Genomic DNA, 18,687 nt, shown 5'->3' on the forward strand with positions numbered 1-18,687 from the left:
TTCAAAAATTTGTAAATTATGATAGTACCAACGATGGCAGAAATGATGGCGCAAGGAAAACAACCAGAGGTGTTGTTTTGGGTAGGAGCGGCAGGAAGTTATGATGATAGAGCAAAGAAAATAACCAAAGCATTTGTAAAAATATTATACCTCGCAAATGTAAATTTTGCGGTGTTAGGAACTGAAGAAAGTTCAACAGGAGATGCAGCAAAAAGAGCAGGAAATGAATTTTTGTTTCAGATGCAGGCAATGATGAATATTGAGGTTTTAAACGGATACGAAATAAAAAAAATAGTAACCTGCGACCCACATTCATTTAATACCTTAAAAAATGAATACCCTGAATTAGGAGGTAGCTATGAAGTATATCATCACACGCAATTTATCAGTAAATTAATAAAAGACGGGCGTTTATCAATAGATGACACTAATTTAAAAGGCAAACGATTAACCTATCATGATCCTTGTTATTTAGGTAGAGCCAACGAAATTTATGAAACTCCACGTGAATTATTACGAAGTTTAGGGGTTAAAATGACCGAAATGAAACGTCATAAATCTACTGCTTTATGTTGTGGTGCAGGAGGTGCACAAATGTTTAAAGATGCCGAAAAAGGGGATAAAGAAATTAATATTTTACGAACCGAAGATGCTTTAAAAACCAATCCAGAAATTATAGCAACAGGTTGCCCATATTGCAATACCATGATGACTGATGGTGTAAAATTTAAACTAAAAGAAGATCAAGTTATCGTGCAAGATATTGCCGAATTAATTGCTGATGCTAATAATTTATAGTTCCAAAAAATAAAAAGATGCCTTTAATAGATGATAAAGAGTTTCTTAAAATATGTAAAGAGTTAGATCATTTAAAAGAAAAAGAAAAAGATCTTGAACGAGGTTATATTGACTTAAAATTAGAAAATGTCAAAATTAGCAGCGGTAAAAAACACCGAATTTTACTTATTTTTGCATTAGGGACCTTAGTTTTATTTTTGATTGTAAACATGTATTATAAACATGATAAATTTACAGCGATTAATCATCAAAAGAAATCGTTAGAAAAATTAATCGATAGCATTAATAATGTAACAAAATTAGAAGAATCGGCACGGTTAAAAAAACAAAAAACAGTGGCTCTTTTAGTAAAAAATAAAATTGTTTTCACCGTTCAAATTGGTGCTTTTGGAAATCTTAAAATGCCTGAGACATTAACACAAGAAGGAGGGATTCGAAAAATGCCTAACAATTTAGGTGAAAAAACAGAAAAATATATTGCAGGCGCTTTTTCTACCTATCAAAATGCTCGAATATTTAGAGATGAAATAAAAAAAATAGGTATTAAAGATGGATTTGTAGTTGCATTACGTAACGGAAAAAAAATATCGATTAGTACTGCTGTAAAATTATCAAATACAGATCCTTTCGATACTTTAAAAGAGTCAAGTACTGATTAAAAAAACGCATAAAAAACATAATTTAGAAAGTTACATCTTAAAAAAGGAAAGATTTACTCTTTCCTTTTTTATGTTTCAAATTATTAAAACAAAATAATAAATGATTAAAAATTTTATAAAAGCAGCACGTTTACGAACCTTACCGTTATCGGTTTCAGGAATTATTGTGGGAAGCGCCTTAGGTTTTGAAGCCTTTTTATCAACAACCATACTTTCAGAAAACACCACAAGTTCTTTCTGGCAAACGCCTATTTTTTGGCTAGCAATATTAACAACAATAGGTTTTCAAGTAGTATCAAATTTCGCTAATGATTACGGAGACGGCATCAAAGGAACAGACGATAACAGAGAAGGAGAAGCCCGTATGGTTTGCTCAGGAGCAATTACGCCAAAACAGATGAAAATGGCAATAATTATTACCGCAGTTATTACTTTAATCGTGGCATTATTGCTTATTTATGTATCTTTTGGAAAAGATAATTTTTTATATTCCGTCATTTTCTTCGGATTAGGAGTTGCCTCTATTGTTGCCGCTATAAAATACACGGTTGGTAAATCGGCTTATGGTTACAGTGGTTTTGGTGATGTTTTTGTATTTGTTTTCTTCGGATTATTAGCCGTTGTAGGAACGTATTTTTTATATACGAAACAATTAAACTTTACTGTTTTTTTACCTGCAATTACTATCGGATTGTTAAGTACGGCTGTTTTGAACTTAAATAATATGCGAGATAGAGTAAACGATGCAAAAGTTGGTAAAAACACCTTAGTTGTTAAAATGGGAGCTAAACTAGCTAAATTGTATCATTATAATTTGATTATTGCATCCTTTTTATTTGCAATGATATATGTAGTAATTAGCTATAAATCGCCTTTGCAATTTTTATTTATACTCGCTTATTTACCAATTATAAAACATTTATTTTTTGTCTATAAAAATAAAGAAGAACCCTTATTAGACGGCGAATTAAAAAAAGTAGCATTAAGTACTTTTTTATTTTCAATTTTATTTGCTTTAGGAAACGTTTTATAGCAAGCTTACAAACTAATATTATAAAAAGAATACAATGAACATTACATTTTACGGACATGCTTGTTTCGGTATCGAAATTAACGGAACACATTTATTAGTAGATCCATTTATTACAGGAAATCCGTTGGCATCAAATATTGAAATGAACGATATTAAAGCGGATTATATATTAGTAACACACGCACATCAAGACCATGTTTTAGATGCTGAACTTATAGCAGAAAGAACAGGTGCAACCATTATTTCTAATTTTGAAATAGCACAATATTATAGCGCTAAAAATTTCAAAACAGCCGCTGTAAATCATGGTGGAACTTTTAAAGTTGATGCTTTTTCAGCGAAATATGTAAATGCAATTCATACCTCTTCATTTACCGATGGAACTTACGGAGGGCAACCAGGCGGATTTGTAATTTCATCCGAAGAAAAAACATTATATGTTGCTGGAGATACTGCCGTTACTATGGATATGAAATTAATTCCGATGACTACAAAATTAACAGCAGCTATTTTTCCAATAGGCGACACCTTTACAATGGGTATTGAAGATGCTATTATTGCTAGTAATTTAGTTGAATGTAACAAAGTAATCGGTTGTCATTTTAACACGTTTCCACCGATAGAAATTGATGTGAATGATGCCAAAAGCAAATTTACGAAAGCTAATAAAGAATTGACTATTTTAGAAATAGGACAAACTATAAATTTATAATATCTGCATGAAATCAATAAAAATAATTTTAGGAATTGTAACTGCTTTAGTGCTTGTTTTTTTCTTAACAGGAATCATTATTACTGAAGTTAAATATCGCACAGAAATTGAAGTTAACAAACCGATTGCTATCGTTTTTGAAAATTTTAAAAATGTAGATCAGCTAAAAAAATGGTTGCCAGATGTAAAATCAATCGAACCAAAGCAAGAAAAACCAGGTGTATTAGGCAGTACTTATAACGTAATTGTCGAAAATAATGGACAGGAAGTAAAAATGGTTCAAAGAATTTCAGATTATATCGAAAATGAAAAAATAACTTTTCAGTTTCATTCTAATCAAATGGTAAAAACCACCGAATATAATTTTATAGCCAACGGAAATACTACTAAAATTGTTCAAAATAGCAGTGTAAATAGCAAATCATATATGACAGCTTGTTTGTATCCTTATTTTAAAGGGACTTTCAAAAAAATAAGTTTATTATCGTTAAAAAAATGTAAAGAATACGTAGAAAAATAATTTTTTGGGCGTTCGAGCGGGCTTTACATTACAATCTTTTGTTCGTGCCTCACAAAAGGATTTCCATTGCAATCCCTAACGCAAAACCAACTTACATTCTAACAAAAAACATTAATAAAGCCAACAGATGATACAAGCAACTTATCATAAACATTTATTGAATTTTAAACAAGCAAGCGGTACATCTCGAGGTATTTTAAGAACTAAAGAAACTTGGTTTATCATCTTAAAAAAAGACGGAAAAACAGGCATAGGAGAATGCGGTTTATTTAGAGGTTTAAGTATTGATGATGTTCCAAATTACGAAGAAAAATTACAATGGTTTTGTGCAAATATCAATCAAGGTTTAGAAAAGTTATTAGTTGAAGCGACTTGTTTCCCTTCTATTCAATTTGGTTTAGAACAAGCTTTTTTATCATTAAAAGCAGAAAATAAATTTGAATTATTTCCTTCAAATTTCACAGAAGGAACAGAAAATATTCCAATCAACGGTTTAATTTGGATGGGTGATAAAGCCTTTATGCAACAGCAAATTAAAGATAAATTACAGCAAGGTTTTAATACTATCAAAATGAAAATTGGCGCTATTGATTTTGAAACAGAAATAGGTTTGTTAAAATCTATTCGTAAAGAATTTTCATCCGAAGAAATAACGCTACGAGTTGATGCAAATGGCGGATTTACGCCAAAAGATGCTTTACAAAAATTACAACGATTATCGGAATTAGACATACATTCGATCGAACAGCCGATAAAGCAAGGGCAATGGCAAGAAATGGCAAATTTGTGTGAAAAAACACCATTACCAATCGCTTTAGATGAAGAATTAATAGGTGTTTTTACATCCGAAGAAAAAGAAAAATGTATTCAAACAATTAAACCGCAATACATTATTTTAAAACCAAGTTTAGTGGGCGGATTTAAAGGAAGTGAACAGTGGATTTCAATCGCTAAAAAATACGATGCCGATAATTGGATAACTTCAGCATTAGAAAGTAATATTGGTTTAAATGCCATTGCACAATTTACGCAAACGTTAAAGAACCCGCTGCCGCAAGGCTTAGGAACAGGGAGTTTATTTACCAATAATTTTGAAAGTCCGTTAGAAGTTTCCAACGGAAGTTTAGGTTATAATAGTAAAATAGCTTGGGAATTTAATTTAGATTAACGTTATTTAGTTTTTATTATCATAATAATATCAAAATTTTTAACAAATGAATTTTATACAACAAGCATATAAAGGAAGAAATAATTGGCTTTATTACTTCGCTGCGATTACTTTAATCCTCTTCGGATGGCAATTAATAGGAATACTTCCTTTGGCATTAGTAGCGATTTTACATTCGAAAAATTTGGGAGAGTTTTCGAATGCTGCAAACGAAAGTTTTATGAGCTTAGGAATTGACAAAAATTTGTTTTTATTTCTGATGATATTAATGTTTGCTATCGGATTATTTTTTTTATTCGTAGCTATAAAATTTATTCATAAAAGAGCTTTCAAAACAGTTGTAACAAGCCGTAGAAATATTGATTGGAGCCGTTTTTGGTTTGGTTTTGTAACTTTTGGAATAATTGCCGTAAGTGTAACGTTGTTAGGCGTTTTTTTATCTCCAGAAAATTATACTTGGAACTTTAAACCTGTACCTTTTTTTACATTAGTAGCCGTTTCTTTTTTGTTTTTACCTTTACAAACTAGTTTTGAAGAGTTGTTATTTAGAGGGTATTTTATGCAAGGTTTAGGGACTTGGTTTAAAAATAGATGGATGCCTTTAATTATAACTTCTGTAGCTTTTGGGTTATTGCACGGTGCAAATCCTGAGGTTGAAAAATTAGGGTATATTTCCATGGTTTTTTACATAGGAACTGGTTTTTTCTTCGGAATTACAACTTTAATGGATGAAGGAACAGAGTTAGTTTTAGGCGTACATGCTATAAATAATATTGTAGCTGCTTTTTTAGTAACTACAAATTGGACAGTTTTTCAAACAGATGCTTTATTTGTTGATACTTCAGAACCTTCAGTAGGTATCGAAATGTTTTTACCTGTTTTTGTATTGTATCCGTTAATTTTATTGTTGTTTTCTAAAAAATACGGCTGGAAAAACTGGCAAGAAAAATTAACAGGAAGTATTCAAAAACCACAAGGAAATCTAGCGAATATTGAATAATTATAGACGTTTTCATAAGGGTTTTCAATTAAACGGAATTTCTTTTTTATCCGAAGAAGAATTGCTTGTTTTTTCTGGTAAAATATCAGAATCTATACATGCTTTTTTAAGTGATTGGTTTAATGAGCGCGATTTTGTAATCGTACAAACCTCAGGTTCAACAGGAAAACCAAAACCGATTAAGTTGCAAAAAGAATTTATAAAAAATTCGGCTTTAGCAACAGGGAATTTTTTTAATTTAAAAGAAAATACAACAGCTTTACTGTGTTTATCTACCGATTATATTGCGGGTAAAATGATGTTAGTTCGTGCCTTAACTTTAGGGTGGCAATTAGATATTGTAATAGCAGATTCTAATCCGTTGAAAGATAAAAAACTACTTAAAAAACACTATGATTTTTCGGCAATGGTTCCGTTGCAATTGCGAAATTCATTAGCCGATTTACACAAAATTGATAAATTAATTGTAGGTGGAGGCGTGGTTTCTTCGGATTTGACACGTGCTATTCAAAATATTTCAACAAAAGTATTTGCTACTTATGGAATGACTGAAACAATTACGCATATTGCTGTTAAAAAACTGAATAATTTTAAAGAACACGAATCTGTGTCAGCGTCTGATTATAGCGTTTTATCAAACGTAAAAATTACTGTTGATACCAGAGATTGTTTAGTTATTGAAGCACCAAAAGTATCCGAAGAAAAAATAATAACGAATGATATTGTAAAGTTGATTTCTGCGACTAAATTTGAGTGGTTAGGACGTTTTGATAATGTTATTAATTCTGGAGGCGTAAAATTACATCCCGAAAAAATAGAAGAAAAATTATCAGAAATAATAACACCCCGTTTTTTTGTTATCGGAATTTCTGATGCTATTTTAGGTGAAAAATTAATTTTAATTATTGAAGATACAATTTCAGATAAAGCAAAGAATGATTTCGATTTTGAAATTAAAAATTTAAAAACACTTACTAGGTTTGAAATTCCTAAAGAAATTTATTTTATTGATGATTTTATAGAAACAGACACGAAAAAAATCCAACGTAAAAAAACCTTGGAAAAAATAATATTAAACTAGCTTTTTTACTCTTAAAAAAGCTAGTTTAATTATAAAATTTAAACATATTTTAAGCGTGTGTGTTTTTTTTACGCGCTGTTATTTTTTCAAGCTCTTTAATTACATTATTAGAAGCATTGGCTGATATTTCTTCAAATAATGCCTCAAAATAATCGTCGTCTACATAACCCTCTTCTTCATATTCCTTTTTATAGGTTTCTAGAATTGTTAAAATAGCTTGCTGTATTTCTTTATTTTTAGTGTTATTTAATGCAGGAATAAAAAGAGCTTCCATAGCGTCGCCATCTTCACCACTAAGCATATCCGTAGGAAGTTCTTCTAATAATTTTAACAAGGCTTCAGATTGAAATTTAGGGAAATGATTGTCAATTAATTTATCTTGATTGGTAGTGCTCCAAAAACGATGCCCTGCATCATAATATTCACAAGCTTTAAGAAATTGAGATACAATAGCAAGTTGAGCATCTATATTTTTTCTTTTGATAATTTCTGCTATAGCAAAAGAGGTGATTTCAAAATTAAAATAGATGTTTTGTAGTGTCATTTGAACAACAGCAACTAGTGTTTCTGGCGAAAGATTATTGATGTGTTTTTTAAAATATTCGTCTAATATAGGAGTGGTAACAAAACTTTCATCTTTCATTTTGACTCCCAAAAATTGAGTAAAAGGATGTTTATTATCGTTATAATAGATGGTTATTAATTCGTTTAGCGTTTTAATTCCGCTTTCAAAAATTGTTGCATCCGCTGTTTTTAAATTTTTTATAGCGATAGAAAATACAGAAAGATCGTTCGGCTGTGTTTGTTCTTTATAACCTTGTTTTATTTTGGTAATAAGAAGTGCTTCTGCTGCTTTTTCGGCTGCTTCAGAAGTGTCAAAATAAGTTATTTTTATGCTAGGGTTTTCATCAGAAATACGATTAATAATTGTACATGTTTTCTTTTTAAAAGTGATAATACAAAAGTGTGTATTTCTATCTTTTGTAAGAATAAGGTATTTTTCTAAATGCTTCATAAGACTTGTTTTTTATTACTGTTTAGTTGTTTATATGTGTAAAAATACTCTTTTACATTGATTTTTTCATCACTGTTTTCAGGGTGTTTTTTTTGAAAAATCATCTAAATAAAGAATTAAGAAGTCTATTTGTTTTGTTATGAAATTTATAGCATTAAAACGCCTAGTCTAATTGAATATAAAAGCTTTTTTTAGGGTAAGTAGCACTTTTTTTTTGATTTAAAGATGTGTAACTAAAAAGTTTTATAAAATGATAAAGCCCAAAACCTTTTGATTTTCAAAATGTTTACGTATATTTGCAGTCTGTTTTTATGGGCTATTTGTGCTTTAATATCAACGAAATAATAAAACACTTGTTTTTGATAGCGTTGTAATTAAGTTTAATAGTGGGCATAAAAGCAAAAAAATAAATATTAACTGGTTTCAGGTTTAGTAGTTACGGTGTATCCGTAGGGTCAATAGAAATTACTAAATACCAAAACCGAAATTTAATTAATTATGTATACAGATCCAATTGCGGATTTTCTTACTCGAGTGAGAAATGCTATTGCAGCAAATCATCGAGTAGTTGAAATTCCTGCTTCAAAATTGAAGAAGGAAATGACGAAGATTTTGTTCGATCAAGGTTATGTTTTAAGCTATCAGTTCAATGACGATAAAGTTCAAGGAACTATCAAGATCGCTTTAAAATACGACAGAGACACGAAAGAATCAGTAATCAGAAAGATTCAAAGAATTTCAACCCCAGGTTTACGTAAATACGTTGGTTCGAAAGAAATGCCAAGAGTATTAAACGGATTAGGTATTGCTATTGTTTCTACATCGAGAGGTGTAATGACAAACAAAAAAGCAAAACTTGAAAATGTTGGTGGTGAAGTATTATGTTACGTTTATTAATCACTTTGTACGATGAGTAGAATAGGAAAAAATCCAATCGCATTACCACAAGGTGTTGAAGTTAAAGTAGACGGAAATGTGGTTACAGTAAAAGGTAAATTAGGAACATTAACTCAAGAGTTAAGATCTGAAATTACTGCAGGAATTGAAGATGGTGTTTTAACAGTTAAAAGAGCATCAGATAGTAAAGATCATAGAGCAGCACACGGTTTATACCGTTCTTTAATCAGTAACATGATTGAAGGTGTTTCTAAAGGTTATACTAAGGAGTTAGAGTTAGTAGGTGTAGGTTATAGAGCATCTAACCAAGGGCAAAAATTAGATTTAGCTTTAGGTTTCTCTCATAATATTGTTTTAAACATTGCTCCAGAAGTAAAAGTTGAAACAGTATCTGATAAGGGTAAAAACCCAATCATTAAATTATCTTCTTTTGATAAGCAATTAGTTGGTCAAGTAGCAGCTAAAATCCGTTCTTTCCGTGCTCCAGAGCCATATAAAGGAAAAGGTATTAAGTTTGTAGGAGAGATATTAAGAAGAAAAGCAGGTAAATCTGCATAATAAATAAGAGAAATTATTATGGCATTATCAAAGCTTGAAAGAAGACAACGAATTAAGTATAGAATTAGAAAAGTTATTACTGGAACAACTGCTAAACCTAGGTTATCAGTTTTTAGAAGTAACAAGGAAATTTATGCTCAATTAATTGATGACGTTACAGGTGTGACATTAGCATCTGCATCATCAAGAGATAAAGAAATTACAGCTGGTTCTAAATCAGAAGCTGCTGCTGCAGTAGGTAAAGCAATTGCTGAAAAAGCTGCTGCAAAAGGTTTTGAAACTATTTCTTTTGATAGAAATGGGTTTTTATACCACGGTAGAATTAAAGTATTAGCTGAAGCTGCTAGAGAAGCTGGTTTAAAATTTTAAGAAATTATATTATGTTAGGATATAAAAACGTAGAAAGAGTAAAACCAAGCGGATTAGAGCTTGTAGATAAATTAGTAGGTGTACAACGTGTTACCAAAGTAACTAAAGGGGGTAGAGCATTTGGTTTCTCTGCAATCGTAATAGTTGGAGATGGTAACGGTGTTGTTGGTCATGGATTAGGGAAGTCTAAAGATGTTGCTTCTGCAATTGCTAAAGCGATTGAAGATGCTAAGAAAAGTTTAGTACGTATTCCTCTTTTAGACGGAACCTTACCTCATGAACAGAAAGGTAAATTTGGTGGTGCGAAAGTATTTATCAAGCCTGCCTCTCATGGTACAGGAGTTATCGCCGGTGGTGCAGTACGTTCAGTATTGGAATCAGTTGGTGTTAAAGACGTATTATCAAAATCTCAAGGATCTTCAAATCCTCACAACGTAGTGAAAGCAACTTTTGATGCTTTATTACAATTACGTAATGCTGCAACTATTGCTAAGCAAAGAGGTATTTCTTTAGAGAAAGTTTTTAACGGTTAAAATTTAAGACGATGAGTAAAATTAAAGTTACACAAGTAAGAAGTAAAATTGGTCGCCTTAAAAGTCAAAAAGCAACGTTAGAGGCATTAGGTTTACGCAAATTGAACCAAACTGTAGAGCACAATGCAACAGCTCAAATTTTGGGAATGGTAAAAACAGTTTCACACTTAGTTTCTGTAGAGGAAATTAAATAAGACAATAATAAGATGAGTTTACATAACTTAAAACCTGCAGTAGGATCTACAAAGAGCCGTAAACGTATAGCACGTGGAGAAGGTTCTGGTAAAGGAGGTACTGCAACAAGAGGTCATAATGGTCAGAAATCTCGTTCTGGTTATTCTCGTAAAATAGGATTTGAAGGAGGTCAGATGCCACTTCAAAGACGTGTACCTAAATTTGGTTTCACAAACATTAATCGTAAAGAGTATGTTGGTGTTAATTTAGAGAAATTACAAGAATTAGTAGAAAGCGGAAAGATTTCAGATACAGTAACTTTAGCGATTTTAGTAGAAAATCGTTTAGCTCGTAAAAATGACTTAGTAAAAATACTAGGAAATGGTGAGTTAAAAGCTAAATTAAACGTAACCGTACACAAATTTACTGCAACAGCAAAAGCGGCTATTGAAGCTGCAGGAGGTGAAGTAGTTACATTATAAAACAACTGTAAATGATGAATTTTATAAATACATTAAAAGACATTTGGAAGATAGAAGAGTTAAAAGAGAAATTACTTTTAACCTTTGGTTTAATTACTGTTTACCGTTTTATGTCGGCAGTTCCATTACCTGGAATTGACCCGACACAGTTAACAGCATTGCAAGACAGTACTTCAGGTGGACTTTTGGGTTTATTAAACGCATTTACAGGTGGGGCATTTGCTAGAGCGTCAGTAATGGCTCTTGGTATAATGCCTTATATTTCTGCTTCGATTGTAGTTCAGTTAATGGGTATCGCGGTACCATATTTACAAAAATTGCAAAAAGATGGAGAAAGTGGACGTAAGAAGATTACGCAAATTACAAGATGGTTAACAATTGCTATTACATTGTTTCAAGCGCCAACCTATATTGGGATTATTCAAAACCAAATGGGATTAGGACCTGAAGCATTTTTAGTACCAGGAGTTACCTTTTGGGTATCATCAATTATTCTTTTAACTGCAGGAACAGTTTTTGCAATGTGGTTAGGAGAACGTATTACAGACAAAGGAGTTGGTAATGGTATTTCATTATTAATTACAGTAGGTATTTTAGCGAATTTTCCAGCAGCTTTTATTCAAGAGCTAGTTTCTAAAGGAACAACTGGAGCAGGAGGTATGATGATGATTCTAATAGAATTAATAGTTTGGTTTGTAGTGATTTTGTTAACCGTATTATTAGTTACCGCAGTACGTAAAGTTGCCGTTCAATACGCACGTCGTACAGCGATTACTGATATTAAAGATGTTGACGGTGCTCGCCAGTACATTCCTTTAAAATTGAATGCATCAGGTGTAATGCCAATTATTTTTGCACAAGCTATTATGTTTTTACCAGTAGCTTTAGGTCAGAAATTTCCAGCATTAAACAGTTTAACTGACAACTTCGGATTATGGTATAACGTTATTTTTGCGGTCTTAATTATTGTATTTAGTTATTTTTATACGGCGATTACAATCCCTACAAATAAAATGGCTGAAGACTTAAAAAGAAGTAATGGTTTCGTTCCAGGGTATAAACCAGGAGAAGAAACTGCAAATTATCTAGATGCTGTGTTATCAAAGATAACATTTCCAGGATCTTTATTTTTAGCAGCTTTATCTATTTTACCAGCAATCATTGTAAGGTTTGGGGTAACTCAAAACTGGGCAATGTTTTTCGGAGGTACCTCTTTAATCATTATGGTTGGAGTTGCAATAGATACCATACAGCAAATTAACTCGTATTTATTAAATAGTCGTTATGACGGTTTAATGAAAACAGGTAACAGTAACAGAAAATCATTAAAATAATATGGCTAAACAACCAGCAATTCAACAAGACGGAACAATCACTGAAGCATTGTCAAATGCGATGTTTCGTGTAGAATTAGAAAACGGACATATTGTTACGGCTCACATTTCAGGAAAAATGCGTATGCATTATATCAAGCTTTTACCAGGAGATAAGGTAAAGTTAGAAATGAGCCCATATGATTTATCAAAGGCAAGAATTACTTACAGATATTAAAAACACACACTGATGAAAGTAAGAGCATCATTAAAGAAGAGAAGCGCCGAGTGCAAGATTGTACGACGAAAAGGCAGATTATACGTAATAAATAAAAAGAATCCTAGATTTAAACAAAGACAAGGGTAATGGCAAGAATAGCAGGTATTGATATTCCAAAGAATAAAAGAGGTGTTATCGCTTTAACTTACATCTTTGGTATAGGAAACAGTAGAGCTAAAGAAATTTTAGCAGCAAAAAATATAGACGAAAGTATCAAAGTTCAAGATTGGAGCGATGATCAAATTGCAGCAATTCGTGAGCAAGTAGGTAGTTTTACTATTGAAGGTGAGTTACGTTCTGAGGTTCAATTAAGCATTAAGCGTTTAATGGATATCGGATGTCAAAGAGGTATACGTCATAGACTTGGCTTACCTTTAAGAGGTCAAAGAACAAAGAATAACTCTCGTACTAGAAAAGGTAAGAGAAAAACTGTAGCTAACAAGAAAAAATAAGTTAGATAAGTAATAAAGATCTAATAATAGTTGTAAAACTATAAAGTTAGAAAACTAAATTACTAAAACTATAATAATCATGGCAAAGTCTAAAATAACAAAAAAACGTAAAGTTGTAATTGAATCAGTTGGTGAAGCTCACGTAACTGCATCATTTAACAACATTATTATTTCTTTAACAAATAAAAAAGGTGACGTTATTTCTTGGTCATCTGCTGGTAAAATGGGTTTCAGAGGTTCTAAAAAGAACACTCCGTATGCAGCTCAATTAGCCGCAGAAGACTGTGCTAACGTAGCAAAAGAAGCAGGTTTACGTAAAGTAAAAGTGTATGTTAAAGGACCAGGTAACGGTAGAGAGTCTGCAATCAGATCTATCCACAATGCTGGAATCGAAGTAACTGAAATCGTTGATGTTACTCCTATTCCTCATAACGGATGTCGTCCACCAAAAAGAAGAAGAGTATAAGTTGATTTTATCAACTTATATTTTTGTTTCGCGTACTTTTGTGCGCAAATAAAATATTTTTTAACTAAGTAGGAATAAGATTATCGAAGGAGTACGCCTTAATTCATAATCCCTACTAAAACAACAAGAAATGGCTAGATATACAGGACCAAAAACTAAAATTGCTCGTAAGTTTGGTGAAGCAATTTTTGGAGAAGATAAATCTTTTGAAAAAAGAAATTACCCTCCAGGACAACACGGAAACGCAAGAAGAAGAGGTAAGAAATCGGAATATGCTACCCAGTTAATGGAAAAGCAAAAAGCGAAATATTCTTACGGAATTTTAGAGCGTCAATTTAGTAACTTGTTTAAGAAAGCTTCTGCTTCTAAAGGAATTACTGGTGAGGTTTTATTACAATTATGTGAATCTCGTTTAGATAACGTTGTTTTCCGTTTAGGAATTGCTAACTCAAGAAGAGGTGGACGTCAATTAGTTTCTCACCGTCACATTACTGTGAATGGAGAAATTGTTAACATTCCTTCTTATGATGTACAAGCAGGAGACGTTATTGCTGTAAGAGAGAAATCTAAATCATTATTAGCAATTGAAAATGCTTTAGCTGCTAACAGTAATGTTTACGAATGGTTAAGCTGGAATTCTGATTTAAAGTCTGGTACTTTTATCAAAGCTCCAGAGAGATTACAGATCCCTGAAAATATCAAGGAACAATTAATCGTAGAATTATATTCTAAATAATAAAATAATCATCTTGGTATTTAGCCAAAGGGTTTATCTGTGTTTCTTCAAACTAATAAACCGCGCAACTAAATAACAATTAAAACGAAGAAAAATGGCAATTTTAAATTTTCAAAAGCCTGATAAAGTAATAATGATTGAATCTACTGATTTTTCAGGAAGATTTGAATTCAGACCTCTTGAACCAGGTTTTGGATTAACAGTTGGTAACGCTTTAAGAAGAGTATTATTATCTTCATTAGAAGGTTTTGCTATTACATCATTACGTGTTGACGGTGTTGATCATGAATTTTCAACAATTCAAGGAGTTGTAGAAGATGTTACTGAAATCATCTTAAATTTAAAACAAGTTCGTTTTAAGAAACAAATTGAAGATACTGATAGAGAAACAGTATCAATAGCTGTATCTGGGCAAGAGCAATTTACTGCAGGAGATTTACAGAAATTTATGTCAGGTTTTCAAGTACTAAATTCAGATTTAGTATTATTTAACTTAGATAAATCTGTGAGTTTTAACGCTGAAATCACTATCGAAAAAGGTAGAGGTTTTGTGCCAGCAGAAGAAAACAAAAGACCAGGTGCGCCATTAGGAACAATTTTTACAGATTCTATTTACACTCCTATAAAGAATGTAAAGTATGCTGTTGAAAATTTTCGTGTAGAGCAAAAGACCGATTTCGAAAAATTAGTTTTCGATATTGATACTGACGGTTCTATTAACCCTAAGGATGCTTTAACAGAAGCAGCAAAAATTTTAATCCACCACTTTATGTTATTCTCTGATGAGCGTATCACTTTAGAGGCAGATGAAATTGCACAAACTGAAACATACGATGAGGAATCATTACATATGCGTCAGTTATTAAAGACGAAATTAGTAGATATGGATTTATCTGTTCGTGCTTTAAACTGTTTAAAAGCGGCTGAAGTAGATACTTTAGGAGACTTAGTATCATTCAATAAAAGTGACTTAATGAAGTTTAGAAACTTTGGTAAAAAATCATTAACTGAGTTAGATGAGTTAGTGGCAAATAAAAGCCTTAATTTTGGAATGGATTTAAGCAAATACAAATTAGATAGAGATTAACCTTTCATATTTTGCTCCCTTAAAAGGTTGTAGCAAGATGAAAGATAAAAACCAAAGTCATGAGACACGGAAAGAAATTTAATCATTTAGGTAGACAAACAGCGCATAGAAAGGCAATGTTAGCTAATATGGCTTGTTCTTTAATAGAGCACAAACGTATTAACACAACAATTGCTAAAGCAAAAGCTTTTCGTACATTTGTTGAGCCTTTAATTACAAAGTCTAAAACAGATACTACTCATAATCGTCGTACAGTATTCAGTTATTTACGTAACAAAGAAGCTGTAACCGAATTATTCAAAGAAATTTCTGTAAAAGTAGCAGATAGACCAGGAGGATATGTACGTATCATCAAATTAGGAAACCGTCAGGGAGATAATGCTTCTATGGCAATGGTTGAATTAGTTGATTATAACGAAATTTACAATCCTAAAGGAAACAAAGCTAAGAAAAACACACGTCGTAGCCGTCGTGGTGGAGCTAAGACTGCTGATGCAGCTGCTGAAACTTCACAAGAAGAAGAATAAAAATGAAAATTTTTATAATTTATATCAAAGGGATAAACATTTAATGTTTATCCCTTTTTTTTTATTTATTTTTGCAAACAAAATTACACAACACACACTAAATGAAATATCAACAACGTAAAAAAGCACTAGTTTTGTTAGCAGACGGAACTATTTTCTATGGAAAGTCTATTGGAATAGAAGGCACTTCAACAGGAGAAATTTGTTTTAATACAGGTATGACTGGTTATCAAGAAATTTTTACTGACCCTTCTTATTTTGGACAATTAATGGTTACCACCAATGCACATATTGGTAATTATGGCGTTAACAAAGAAGAGGTAGAGTCGGAAGGAATTAAAATTTCAGGATTAATTTGCCGTAATTTTAGTTTTACACATTCTCGTGTAGATTCTGATGGAAATTTGTTTGACTGGTTTAAAGAGCATAATGTAGTAGCTATTTCTGATGTAGATACCAGAGCATTGGTAGCCTACATAAGAGATAACGGTGCTATGAATGCTATTATTTCTACTGATGTAGACAATATTGAAGCTTTAAAAGAGCAGTTAGCAGCAACTCCTAACATGGAAGGCTTAGAACTTGCCTCAAAAGTATCTACTAAAGAACCTTATTTTATTGGAGATGAAAATGCTTCACTTAAAATATCGGCTTTAGATATCGGAATTAAAAAGAACATTTTAAGAAACCTAGTTAAAAGAGACGCTTATATTAAAGTGTATCCTTACAATGCTACGTTTGAGCAAATGAGTGATTTTAATCCTGATGGATATTTTATTTCAAACGGACCTGGAGATCCTGAGCCTTTAGTCGCTGCTCAAAATACGGCAAAAGAAATTATCAAAAGAAATTTACCGTTATTTGGTATCTGTTTAGGACACCAAGTAATTGCTTTGGCAAACGGAATTTCTACCTACAAAATGCACAATGGGCATAGAGGAATTAATCATCCTGTAAAAAATTTAGTAACAGGAAAAGGTGAAATAACTTCTCAAAACCATGGTTTTGCTATTAATAGAGAAGAAACAGAAGCACATCCTGATGTTGAAATATCACATGTACATTTAAACGATCATACGGTTGCTGGTATTAGAATGAAATCTAAAAATGTATTTTCTGTACAATATCATCCAGAAGCAAGCCCTGGACCACACGATGCAGAATATTTATTTGATGAATTTATTGAAAATATTAAAAAGGCAAAAACCGAAGCATAATCATTTTATCAATTAGTTGTAATAATTAATTAAAATGAGCTTCAATTTATAAATTAGAAATTGTAAAAATAGCCTTCCTGTGAATCAATATTTACAGGAAGCTATATTAAAAATAAAAACTATGAGTATTATAATCAACATTCACGCACGTCAAATTTTTGATTCAAGAGGTAATCCAACTGTAGAAGTAGATGTTACTACAGAAAACGGTGTTATTGGTAGCGCTGCAGTTCCTTCAGGGGCTTCTACTGGAGAACACGAAGCTGTTGAATTACGTGATGGCGGAAAAGATTATATGGGTAAAGGCGTGTTAAATGCGGTGAAAAACGTAAACACTTTAATTGCTCAAGAATTATTAGGCGTTTCTGTTTTTGAACAAAACATGATTGATCAATTAATGATTGATTTAGACGGAACTCCAAATAAATCTGTATTAGGAGCCAATGCTATTTTAGGTGTTTCTTTGGCTGCTGCAAAAGCTGCTGCAATCGAGTTAGGCTTGCCTTTATATAGGTATGTAGGTGGTGTTTCAGCCAACACATTACCTGTTCCGATGATGAATATTATTAACGGAGGATCACATTCTGATGCGCCAATTGCGTTTCAAGAATTTATGATAATGCCTGTAAAAGCTAAAAATTTTACAGAGGCAATGAAAATTGGTTCTGAAATTTTTCATCATTTAAAGAAGGTTTTACACGACAGAAATTTATCAACAGCTGTTGGAGATGAAGGAGGTTTTGCACCAACTTTAAACGGTACTGAAGATGCTATTGAAACCATCGCTTTAGCAACTAAAAATGCAGGATATAAATTCGGGGAAGAAGTAATGATCGCTTTAGATTGTGCTGCTGCTGAATTTTTTGTTGATGGAAAATACGATTATACCAAGTTCGAAGGAGCAAAAGGAAAAATTCGTACAAGTAAAGAACAAGCCGATTATTTAGCTGAATTAGCTCAAAAATACCCTATTATTTCTATCGAAGATGGAATGGATGAAAACGATTGGGAAGGTTGGAAATATTTAACAGAAATTGCTGGCGATAAAGTGCAGTTAGTTGGTGACGATTTATTTGTAACCAATGTGGAGCGTTTATCAAGAGGAATTGAAAACGGAATTGCCAATTCAATTTTAATTAAAGTAAACCAAATAGGAACTTTAACCGAAACAATTTCGGCAGTAAATATGGCGCATAATGCAGGATATACTTCTGTAATGAGTCATCGTTCTGGTGAAACTGAAGACCACACAATTGCCGATTTAGCCGTTGCATTAAACTGCGGACAAATTAAAACTGGTTCGGCTTCTCGTTCAGACAGAATGGCGAAGTACAACCAATTATTGCGTATTGAAGAGCAATTAGATGGGACAGCTTATTTCCCTAAAGACAAGGCTTTTAAATTCAAATAGTTAAATATTATTTATTTGTAATATAAGAAAACTCATACTTTTGTATGGGTTTTTTTTATGCCATAGTTTTAAAAATATAAAAATTATTTGAAGCAATTTCCCGCTTTCCGCACTCGCTCTTTTTTGAAAAAAATCAAAAAAGGAGCTCAAACAATTGCTTCAATCGGGGCTAGGGTTTTGTACTATTTTAGATTAATTT

25 protein-coding genes are annotated in these 18,687 nt (G+C 32.0%); 24 read left to right on the top strand and 1 reads right to left on the bottom strand.

The genetic code is table 11. From position 1 onward, the window contains the following. Positions 1–18: 18 nt before the first annotated feature. The 8 genes from AQ1689_RS11210 (at position 19) to AQ1689_RS11245 (ending at position 6,971) form a co-directional block, all read left to right on the top strand. A complete protein-coding gene (locus AQ1689_RS11210) occupies positions 19–798 on the top strand; it encodes a (Fe-S)-binding protein (RefSeq protein ID WP_101956141.1) in 780 nt (259 codons plus the stop codon). Between the two features lie 17 nt (positions 799–815). Continuing rightward, on the top strand, positions 816–1,457 hold the full coding sequence (locus tag AQ1689_RS11215; protein ID WP_101956142.1) for an SPOR domain-containing protein: 642 nt from the start codon (positions 816–818) through the stop codon (positions 1,455–1,457). A 100-nt stretch (positions 1,458–1,557) separates the two neighbouring features. Continuing rightward, positions 1,558–2,490: a 1,4-dihydroxy-2-naphthoate octaprenyltransferase gene (gene menA / locus AQ1689_RS11220; RefSeq protein WP_101956143.1), complete on the top strand. Its 933-nt coding sequence runs from the start codon at positions 1,558–1,560 to the stop codon at positions 2,488–2,490. A gap of 34 nt (positions 2,491–2,524) precedes the next feature. Continuing rightward, positions 2,525–3,202, top strand: a complete 678-nt coding sequence (locus AQ1689_RS11225; protein WP_101956144.1) for a metal-dependent hydrolase — start codon at positions 2,525–2,527, stop codon at positions 3,200–3,202. Positions 3,203–3,209: 7 nt separating this feature from the next. Further along, on the top strand, positions 3,210–3,722 hold the full coding sequence (locus tag AQ1689_RS11230; protein ID WP_101956145.1) for an SRPBCC family protein: 513 nt from the start codon (positions 3,210–3,212) through the stop codon (positions 3,720–3,722). Between the two features lie 127 nt (positions 3,723–3,849). Further along, positions 3,850–4,890 carry an o-succinylbenzoate synthase gene (locus AQ1689_RS11235; protein ID WP_101956146.1) on the top strand — a complete coding sequence of 347 codons (1,041 nt, stop codon included), beginning with the start codon at positions 3,850–3,852 and terminating at the stop codon, positions 4,888–4,890. 46 nt (positions 4,891–4,936) lie between these two features. Then, on the top strand, positions 4,937–5,890 hold the full coding sequence (locus AQ1689_RS11240; protein ID WP_101956147.1) for a CPBP family intramembrane glutamic endopeptidase: 954 nt from the start codon (positions 4,937–4,939) through the stop codon (positions 5,888–5,890). Then, positions 5,883–6,971, top strand: coding sequence for an AMP-binding protein (locus tag AQ1689_RS11245; RefSeq protein ID WP_101956148.1), 1,089 nt, complete (start codon positions 5,883–5,885; stop codon positions 6,969–6,971). The genes AQ1689_RS11240 and AQ1689_RS11245 overlap by 8 nt, the downstream gene beginning before the upstream one ends. Before the next feature lie 49 nt (positions 6,972–7,020). Here the strand turns inward: AQ1689_RS11245 and AQ1689_RS11250 are convergent, their stop codons facing one another. After that, positions 7,021–7,986 carry a hypothetical protein gene (locus AQ1689_RS11250; protein WP_101956149.1) on the bottom strand — a complete coding sequence of 322 codons (966 nt, stop codon included), beginning with the start codon at positions 7,984–7,986 and terminating at the stop codon, positions 7,021–7,023. A gap of 498 nt (positions 7,987–8,484) precedes the next feature. Here AQ1689_RS11250 and rpsH point away from each other — a divergent pair, with 498 nt between their 5' ends. From rpsH to eno, 16 genes are all read left to right on the top strand, one after another. Continuing rightward, positions 8,485–8,883, top strand: coding sequence for a 30S ribosomal protein S8 (rpsH, locus tag AQ1689_RS11255; RefSeq protein ID WP_058884664.1), 399 nt, complete (start codon positions 8,485–8,487; stop codon positions 8,881–8,883). A 12-nt stretch (positions 8,884–8,895) separates the two neighbouring features. After that, positions 8,896–9,441 (top strand): 50S ribosomal protein L6, encoded by a 546-nt coding sequence (gene rplF, locus AQ1689_RS11260; protein WP_101914397.1) that lies wholly within the window; start codon positions 8,896–8,898, stop codon positions 9,439–9,441. A gap of 18 nt (positions 9,442–9,459) precedes the next feature. Further along, on the top strand, positions 9,460–9,810 hold the full coding sequence (rplR, locus tag AQ1689_RS11265; protein ID WP_101914396.1) for a 50S ribosomal protein L18: 351 nt from the start codon (positions 9,460–9,462) through the stop codon (positions 9,808–9,810). Between the two features lie 8 nt (positions 9,811–9,818). Further along, complete coding sequence (rpsE, locus tag AQ1689_RS11270) at positions 9,819–10,343, top strand: 30S ribosomal protein S5 (protein WP_101903633.1); 525 nt, start codon at positions 9,819–9,821, stop codon at positions 10,341–10,343. Positions 10,344–10,354: 11 nt separating this feature from the next. After that, a complete protein-coding gene (gene rpmD / locus AQ1689_RS11275; protein ID WP_058884668.1) occupies positions 10,355–10,537 on the top strand; it encodes a 50S ribosomal protein L30 in 183 nt (60 codons plus the stop codon). 12 nt (positions 10,538–10,549) lie between these two features. Next, positions 10,550–10,999 (top strand): 50S ribosomal protein L15, encoded by a 450-nt coding sequence (gene rplO / locus AQ1689_RS11280; RefSeq protein WP_058884669.1) that lies wholly within the window; start codon positions 10,550–10,552, stop codon positions 10,997–10,999. A 14-nt stretch (positions 11,000–11,013) separates the two neighbouring features. Further along, a complete protein-coding gene (gene secY, locus AQ1689_RS11285) occupies positions 11,014–12,333 on the top strand; it encodes a preprotein translocase subunit SecY (protein WP_101914395.1) in 1,320 nt (439 codons plus the stop codon). 1 nt (position 12,334) lies between these two features. Next, a complete protein-coding gene (infA, locus tag AQ1689_RS11290) occupies positions 12,335–12,550 on the top strand; it encodes a translation initiation factor IF-1 (RefSeq protein WP_024740627.1) in 216 nt (71 codons plus the stop codon). Positions 12,551–12,562: 12 nt separating this feature from the next. Beyond that, positions 12,563–12,679, top strand: a complete 117-nt coding sequence (gene ykgO / locus AQ1689_RS11295; RefSeq protein ID WP_073316873.1) for a type B 50S ribosomal protein L36 — start codon at positions 12,563–12,565, stop codon at positions 12,677–12,679. Then, a complete protein-coding gene (rpsM, locus tag AQ1689_RS11300) occupies positions 12,679–13,044 on the top strand; it encodes a 30S ribosomal protein S13 (protein WP_058884671.1) in 366 nt (121 codons plus the stop codon). The genes ykgO and rpsM overlap by 1 nt, the downstream gene beginning before the upstream one ends. A 79-nt stretch (positions 13,045–13,123) precedes the next feature. Further along, positions 13,124–13,510 (top strand): 30S ribosomal protein S11, encoded by a 387-nt coding sequence (gene rpsK / locus AQ1689_RS11305; protein WP_101046932.1) that lies wholly within the window; start codon positions 13,124–13,126, stop codon positions 13,508–13,510. Positions 13,511–13,640: 130 nt separating this feature from the next. Continuing rightward, positions 13,641–14,246 carry a 30S ribosomal protein S4 gene (rpsD, locus tag AQ1689_RS11310; protein ID WP_101914394.1) on the top strand — a complete coding sequence of 202 codons (606 nt, stop codon included), beginning with the start codon at positions 13,641–13,643 and terminating at the stop codon, positions 14,244–14,246. Between the two features lie 94 nt (positions 14,247–14,340). Then, on the top strand, positions 14,341–15,333 hold the full coding sequence (locus AQ1689_RS11315) for a DNA-directed RNA polymerase subunit alpha (RefSeq protein WP_058884674.1): 993 nt from the start codon (positions 14,341–14,343) through the stop codon (positions 15,331–15,333). A 59-nt stretch (positions 15,334–15,392) separates the two neighbouring features. Continuing rightward, a complete protein-coding gene (gene rplQ, locus AQ1689_RS11320; protein WP_101914393.1) occupies positions 15,393–15,860 on the top strand; it encodes a 50S ribosomal protein L17 in 468 nt (155 codons plus the stop codon). 101 nt (positions 15,861–15,961) lie between these two features. Continuing rightward, positions 15,962–17,077 carry a glutamine-hydrolyzing carbamoyl-phosphate synthase small subunit gene (carA, locus tag AQ1689_RS11325; RefSeq protein WP_101914392.1) on the top strand — a complete coding sequence of 372 codons (1,116 nt, stop codon included), beginning with the start codon at positions 15,962–15,964 and terminating at the stop codon, positions 17,075–17,077. Positions 17,078–17,198: 121 nt separating this feature from the next. Further along, positions 17,199–18,488: a phosphopyruvate hydratase gene (eno, locus tag AQ1689_RS11330; RefSeq protein ID WP_058884681.1), complete on the top strand. Its 1,290-nt coding sequence runs from the start codon at positions 17,199–17,201 to the stop codon at positions 18,486–18,488. Positions 18,489–18,687: the final 199 nt, after the last annotated feature.

Origin of the sequence: Tenacibaculum finnmarkense, from assembly GCF_900239185.1 — a bacterium.
GTDB classification, from domain to species: domain Bacteria; phylum Bacteroidota; class Bacteroidia; order Flavobacteriales; family Flavobacteriaceae; genus Polaribacter; species Polaribacter finnmarkensis.

What these genes read in the sequence shown, in the direction of transcription:
- rplQ (WP_101914393.1), top strand. Translation starts at nt 15,393, where the DNA reads ATGAGACACGGAAAGAAATTTAATCATTTAGGTAGACAAACAGCGCAT.
- rpmD (WP_058884668.1), top strand. Translation starts at nt 10,355, where the DNA reads ATGAGTAAAATTAAAGTTACACAAGTAAGAAGTAAAATTGGTCGCCTT.
- carA (WP_101914392.1), top strand. Translation starts at nt 15,962, where the DNA reads ATGAAATATCAACAACGTAAAAAAGCACTAGTTTTGTTAGCAGACGGA.
- AQ1689_RS11215 (WP_101956142.1), top strand. Translation starts at nt 816, where the DNA reads ATGCCTTTAATAGATGATAAAGAGTTTCTTAAAATATGTAAAGAGTTA.
- AQ1689_RS11240 (WP_101956147.1), top strand. Translation starts at nt 4,937, where the DNA reads ATGAATTTTATACAACAAGCATATAAAGGAAGAAATAATTGGCTTTAT.
- AQ1689_RS11210 (WP_101956141.1), top strand. Translation starts at nt 19, where the DNA reads ATGATAGTACCAACGATGGCAGAAATGATGGCGCAAGGAAAACAACCA.
- AQ1689_RS11250 (WP_101956149.1), bottom strand. Translation starts at nt 7,986, where the DNA reads ATGAAGCATTTAGAAAAATACCTTATTCTTACAAAAGATAGAAATACA.
- AQ1689_RS11230 (WP_101956145.1), top strand. Translation starts at nt 3,210, where the DNA reads ATGAAATCAATAAAAATAATTTTAGGAATTGTAACTGCTTTAGTGCTT.
- rplF (WP_101914397.1), top strand. Translation starts at nt 8,896, where the DNA reads ATGAGTAGAATAGGAAAAAATCCAATCGCATTACCACAAGGTGTTGAA.
- rpsH (WP_058884664.1), top strand. Translation starts at nt 8,485, where the DNA reads ATGTATACAGATCCAATTGCGGATTTTCTTACTCGAGTGAGAAATGCT.
- rpsK (WP_101046932.1), top strand. Translation starts at nt 13,124, where the DNA reads ATGGCAAAGTCTAAAATAACAAAAAAACGTAAAGTTGTAATTGAATCA.
- eno (WP_058884681.1), top strand. Translation starts at nt 17,199, where the DNA reads ATGAGTATTATAATCAACATTCACGCACGTCAAATTTTTGATTCAAGA.
- menA (WP_101956143.1), top strand. Translation starts at nt 1,558, where the DNA reads ATGATTAAAAATTTTATAAAAGCAGCACGTTTACGAACCTTACCGTTA.
- infA (WP_024740627.1), top strand. Translation starts at nt 12,335, where the DNA reads ATGGCTAAACAACCAGCAATTCAACAAGACGGAACAATCACTGAAGCA.
- ykgO (WP_073316873.1), top strand. Translation starts at nt 12,563, where the DNA reads ATGAAAGTAAGAGCATCATTAAAGAAGAGAAGCGCCGAGTGCAAGATT.
- AQ1689_RS11225 (WP_101956144.1), top strand. Translation starts at nt 2,525, where the DNA reads ATGAACATTACATTTTACGGACATGCTTGTTTCGGTATCGAAATTAAC.
- rpsM (WP_058884671.1), top strand. Translation starts at nt 12,679, where the DNA reads ATGGCAAGAATAGCAGGTATTGATATTCCAAAGAATAAAAGAGGTGTT.
- rpsD (WP_101914394.1), top strand. Translation starts at nt 13,641, where the DNA reads ATGGCTAGATATACAGGACCAAAAACTAAAATTGCTCGTAAGTTTGGT.
- rplR (WP_101914396.1), top strand. Translation starts at nt 9,460, where the DNA reads ATGGCATTATCAAAGCTTGAAAGAAGACAACGAATTAAGTATAGAATT.
- AQ1689_RS11315 (WP_058884674.1), top strand. Translation starts at nt 14,341, where the DNA reads ATGGCAATTTTAAATTTTCAAAAGCCTGATAAAGTAATAATGATTGAA.
- rplO (WP_058884669.1), top strand. Translation starts at nt 10,550, where the DNA reads ATGAGTTTACATAACTTAAAACCTGCAGTAGGATCTACAAAGAGCCGT.
- secY (WP_101914395.1), top strand. Translation starts at nt 11,014, where the DNA reads ATGAATTTTATAAATACATTAAAAGACATTTGGAAGATAGAAGAGTTA.
- AQ1689_RS11235 (WP_101956146.1), top strand. Translation starts at nt 3,850, where the DNA reads ATGATACAAGCAACTTATCATAAACATTTATTGAATTTTAAACAAGCA.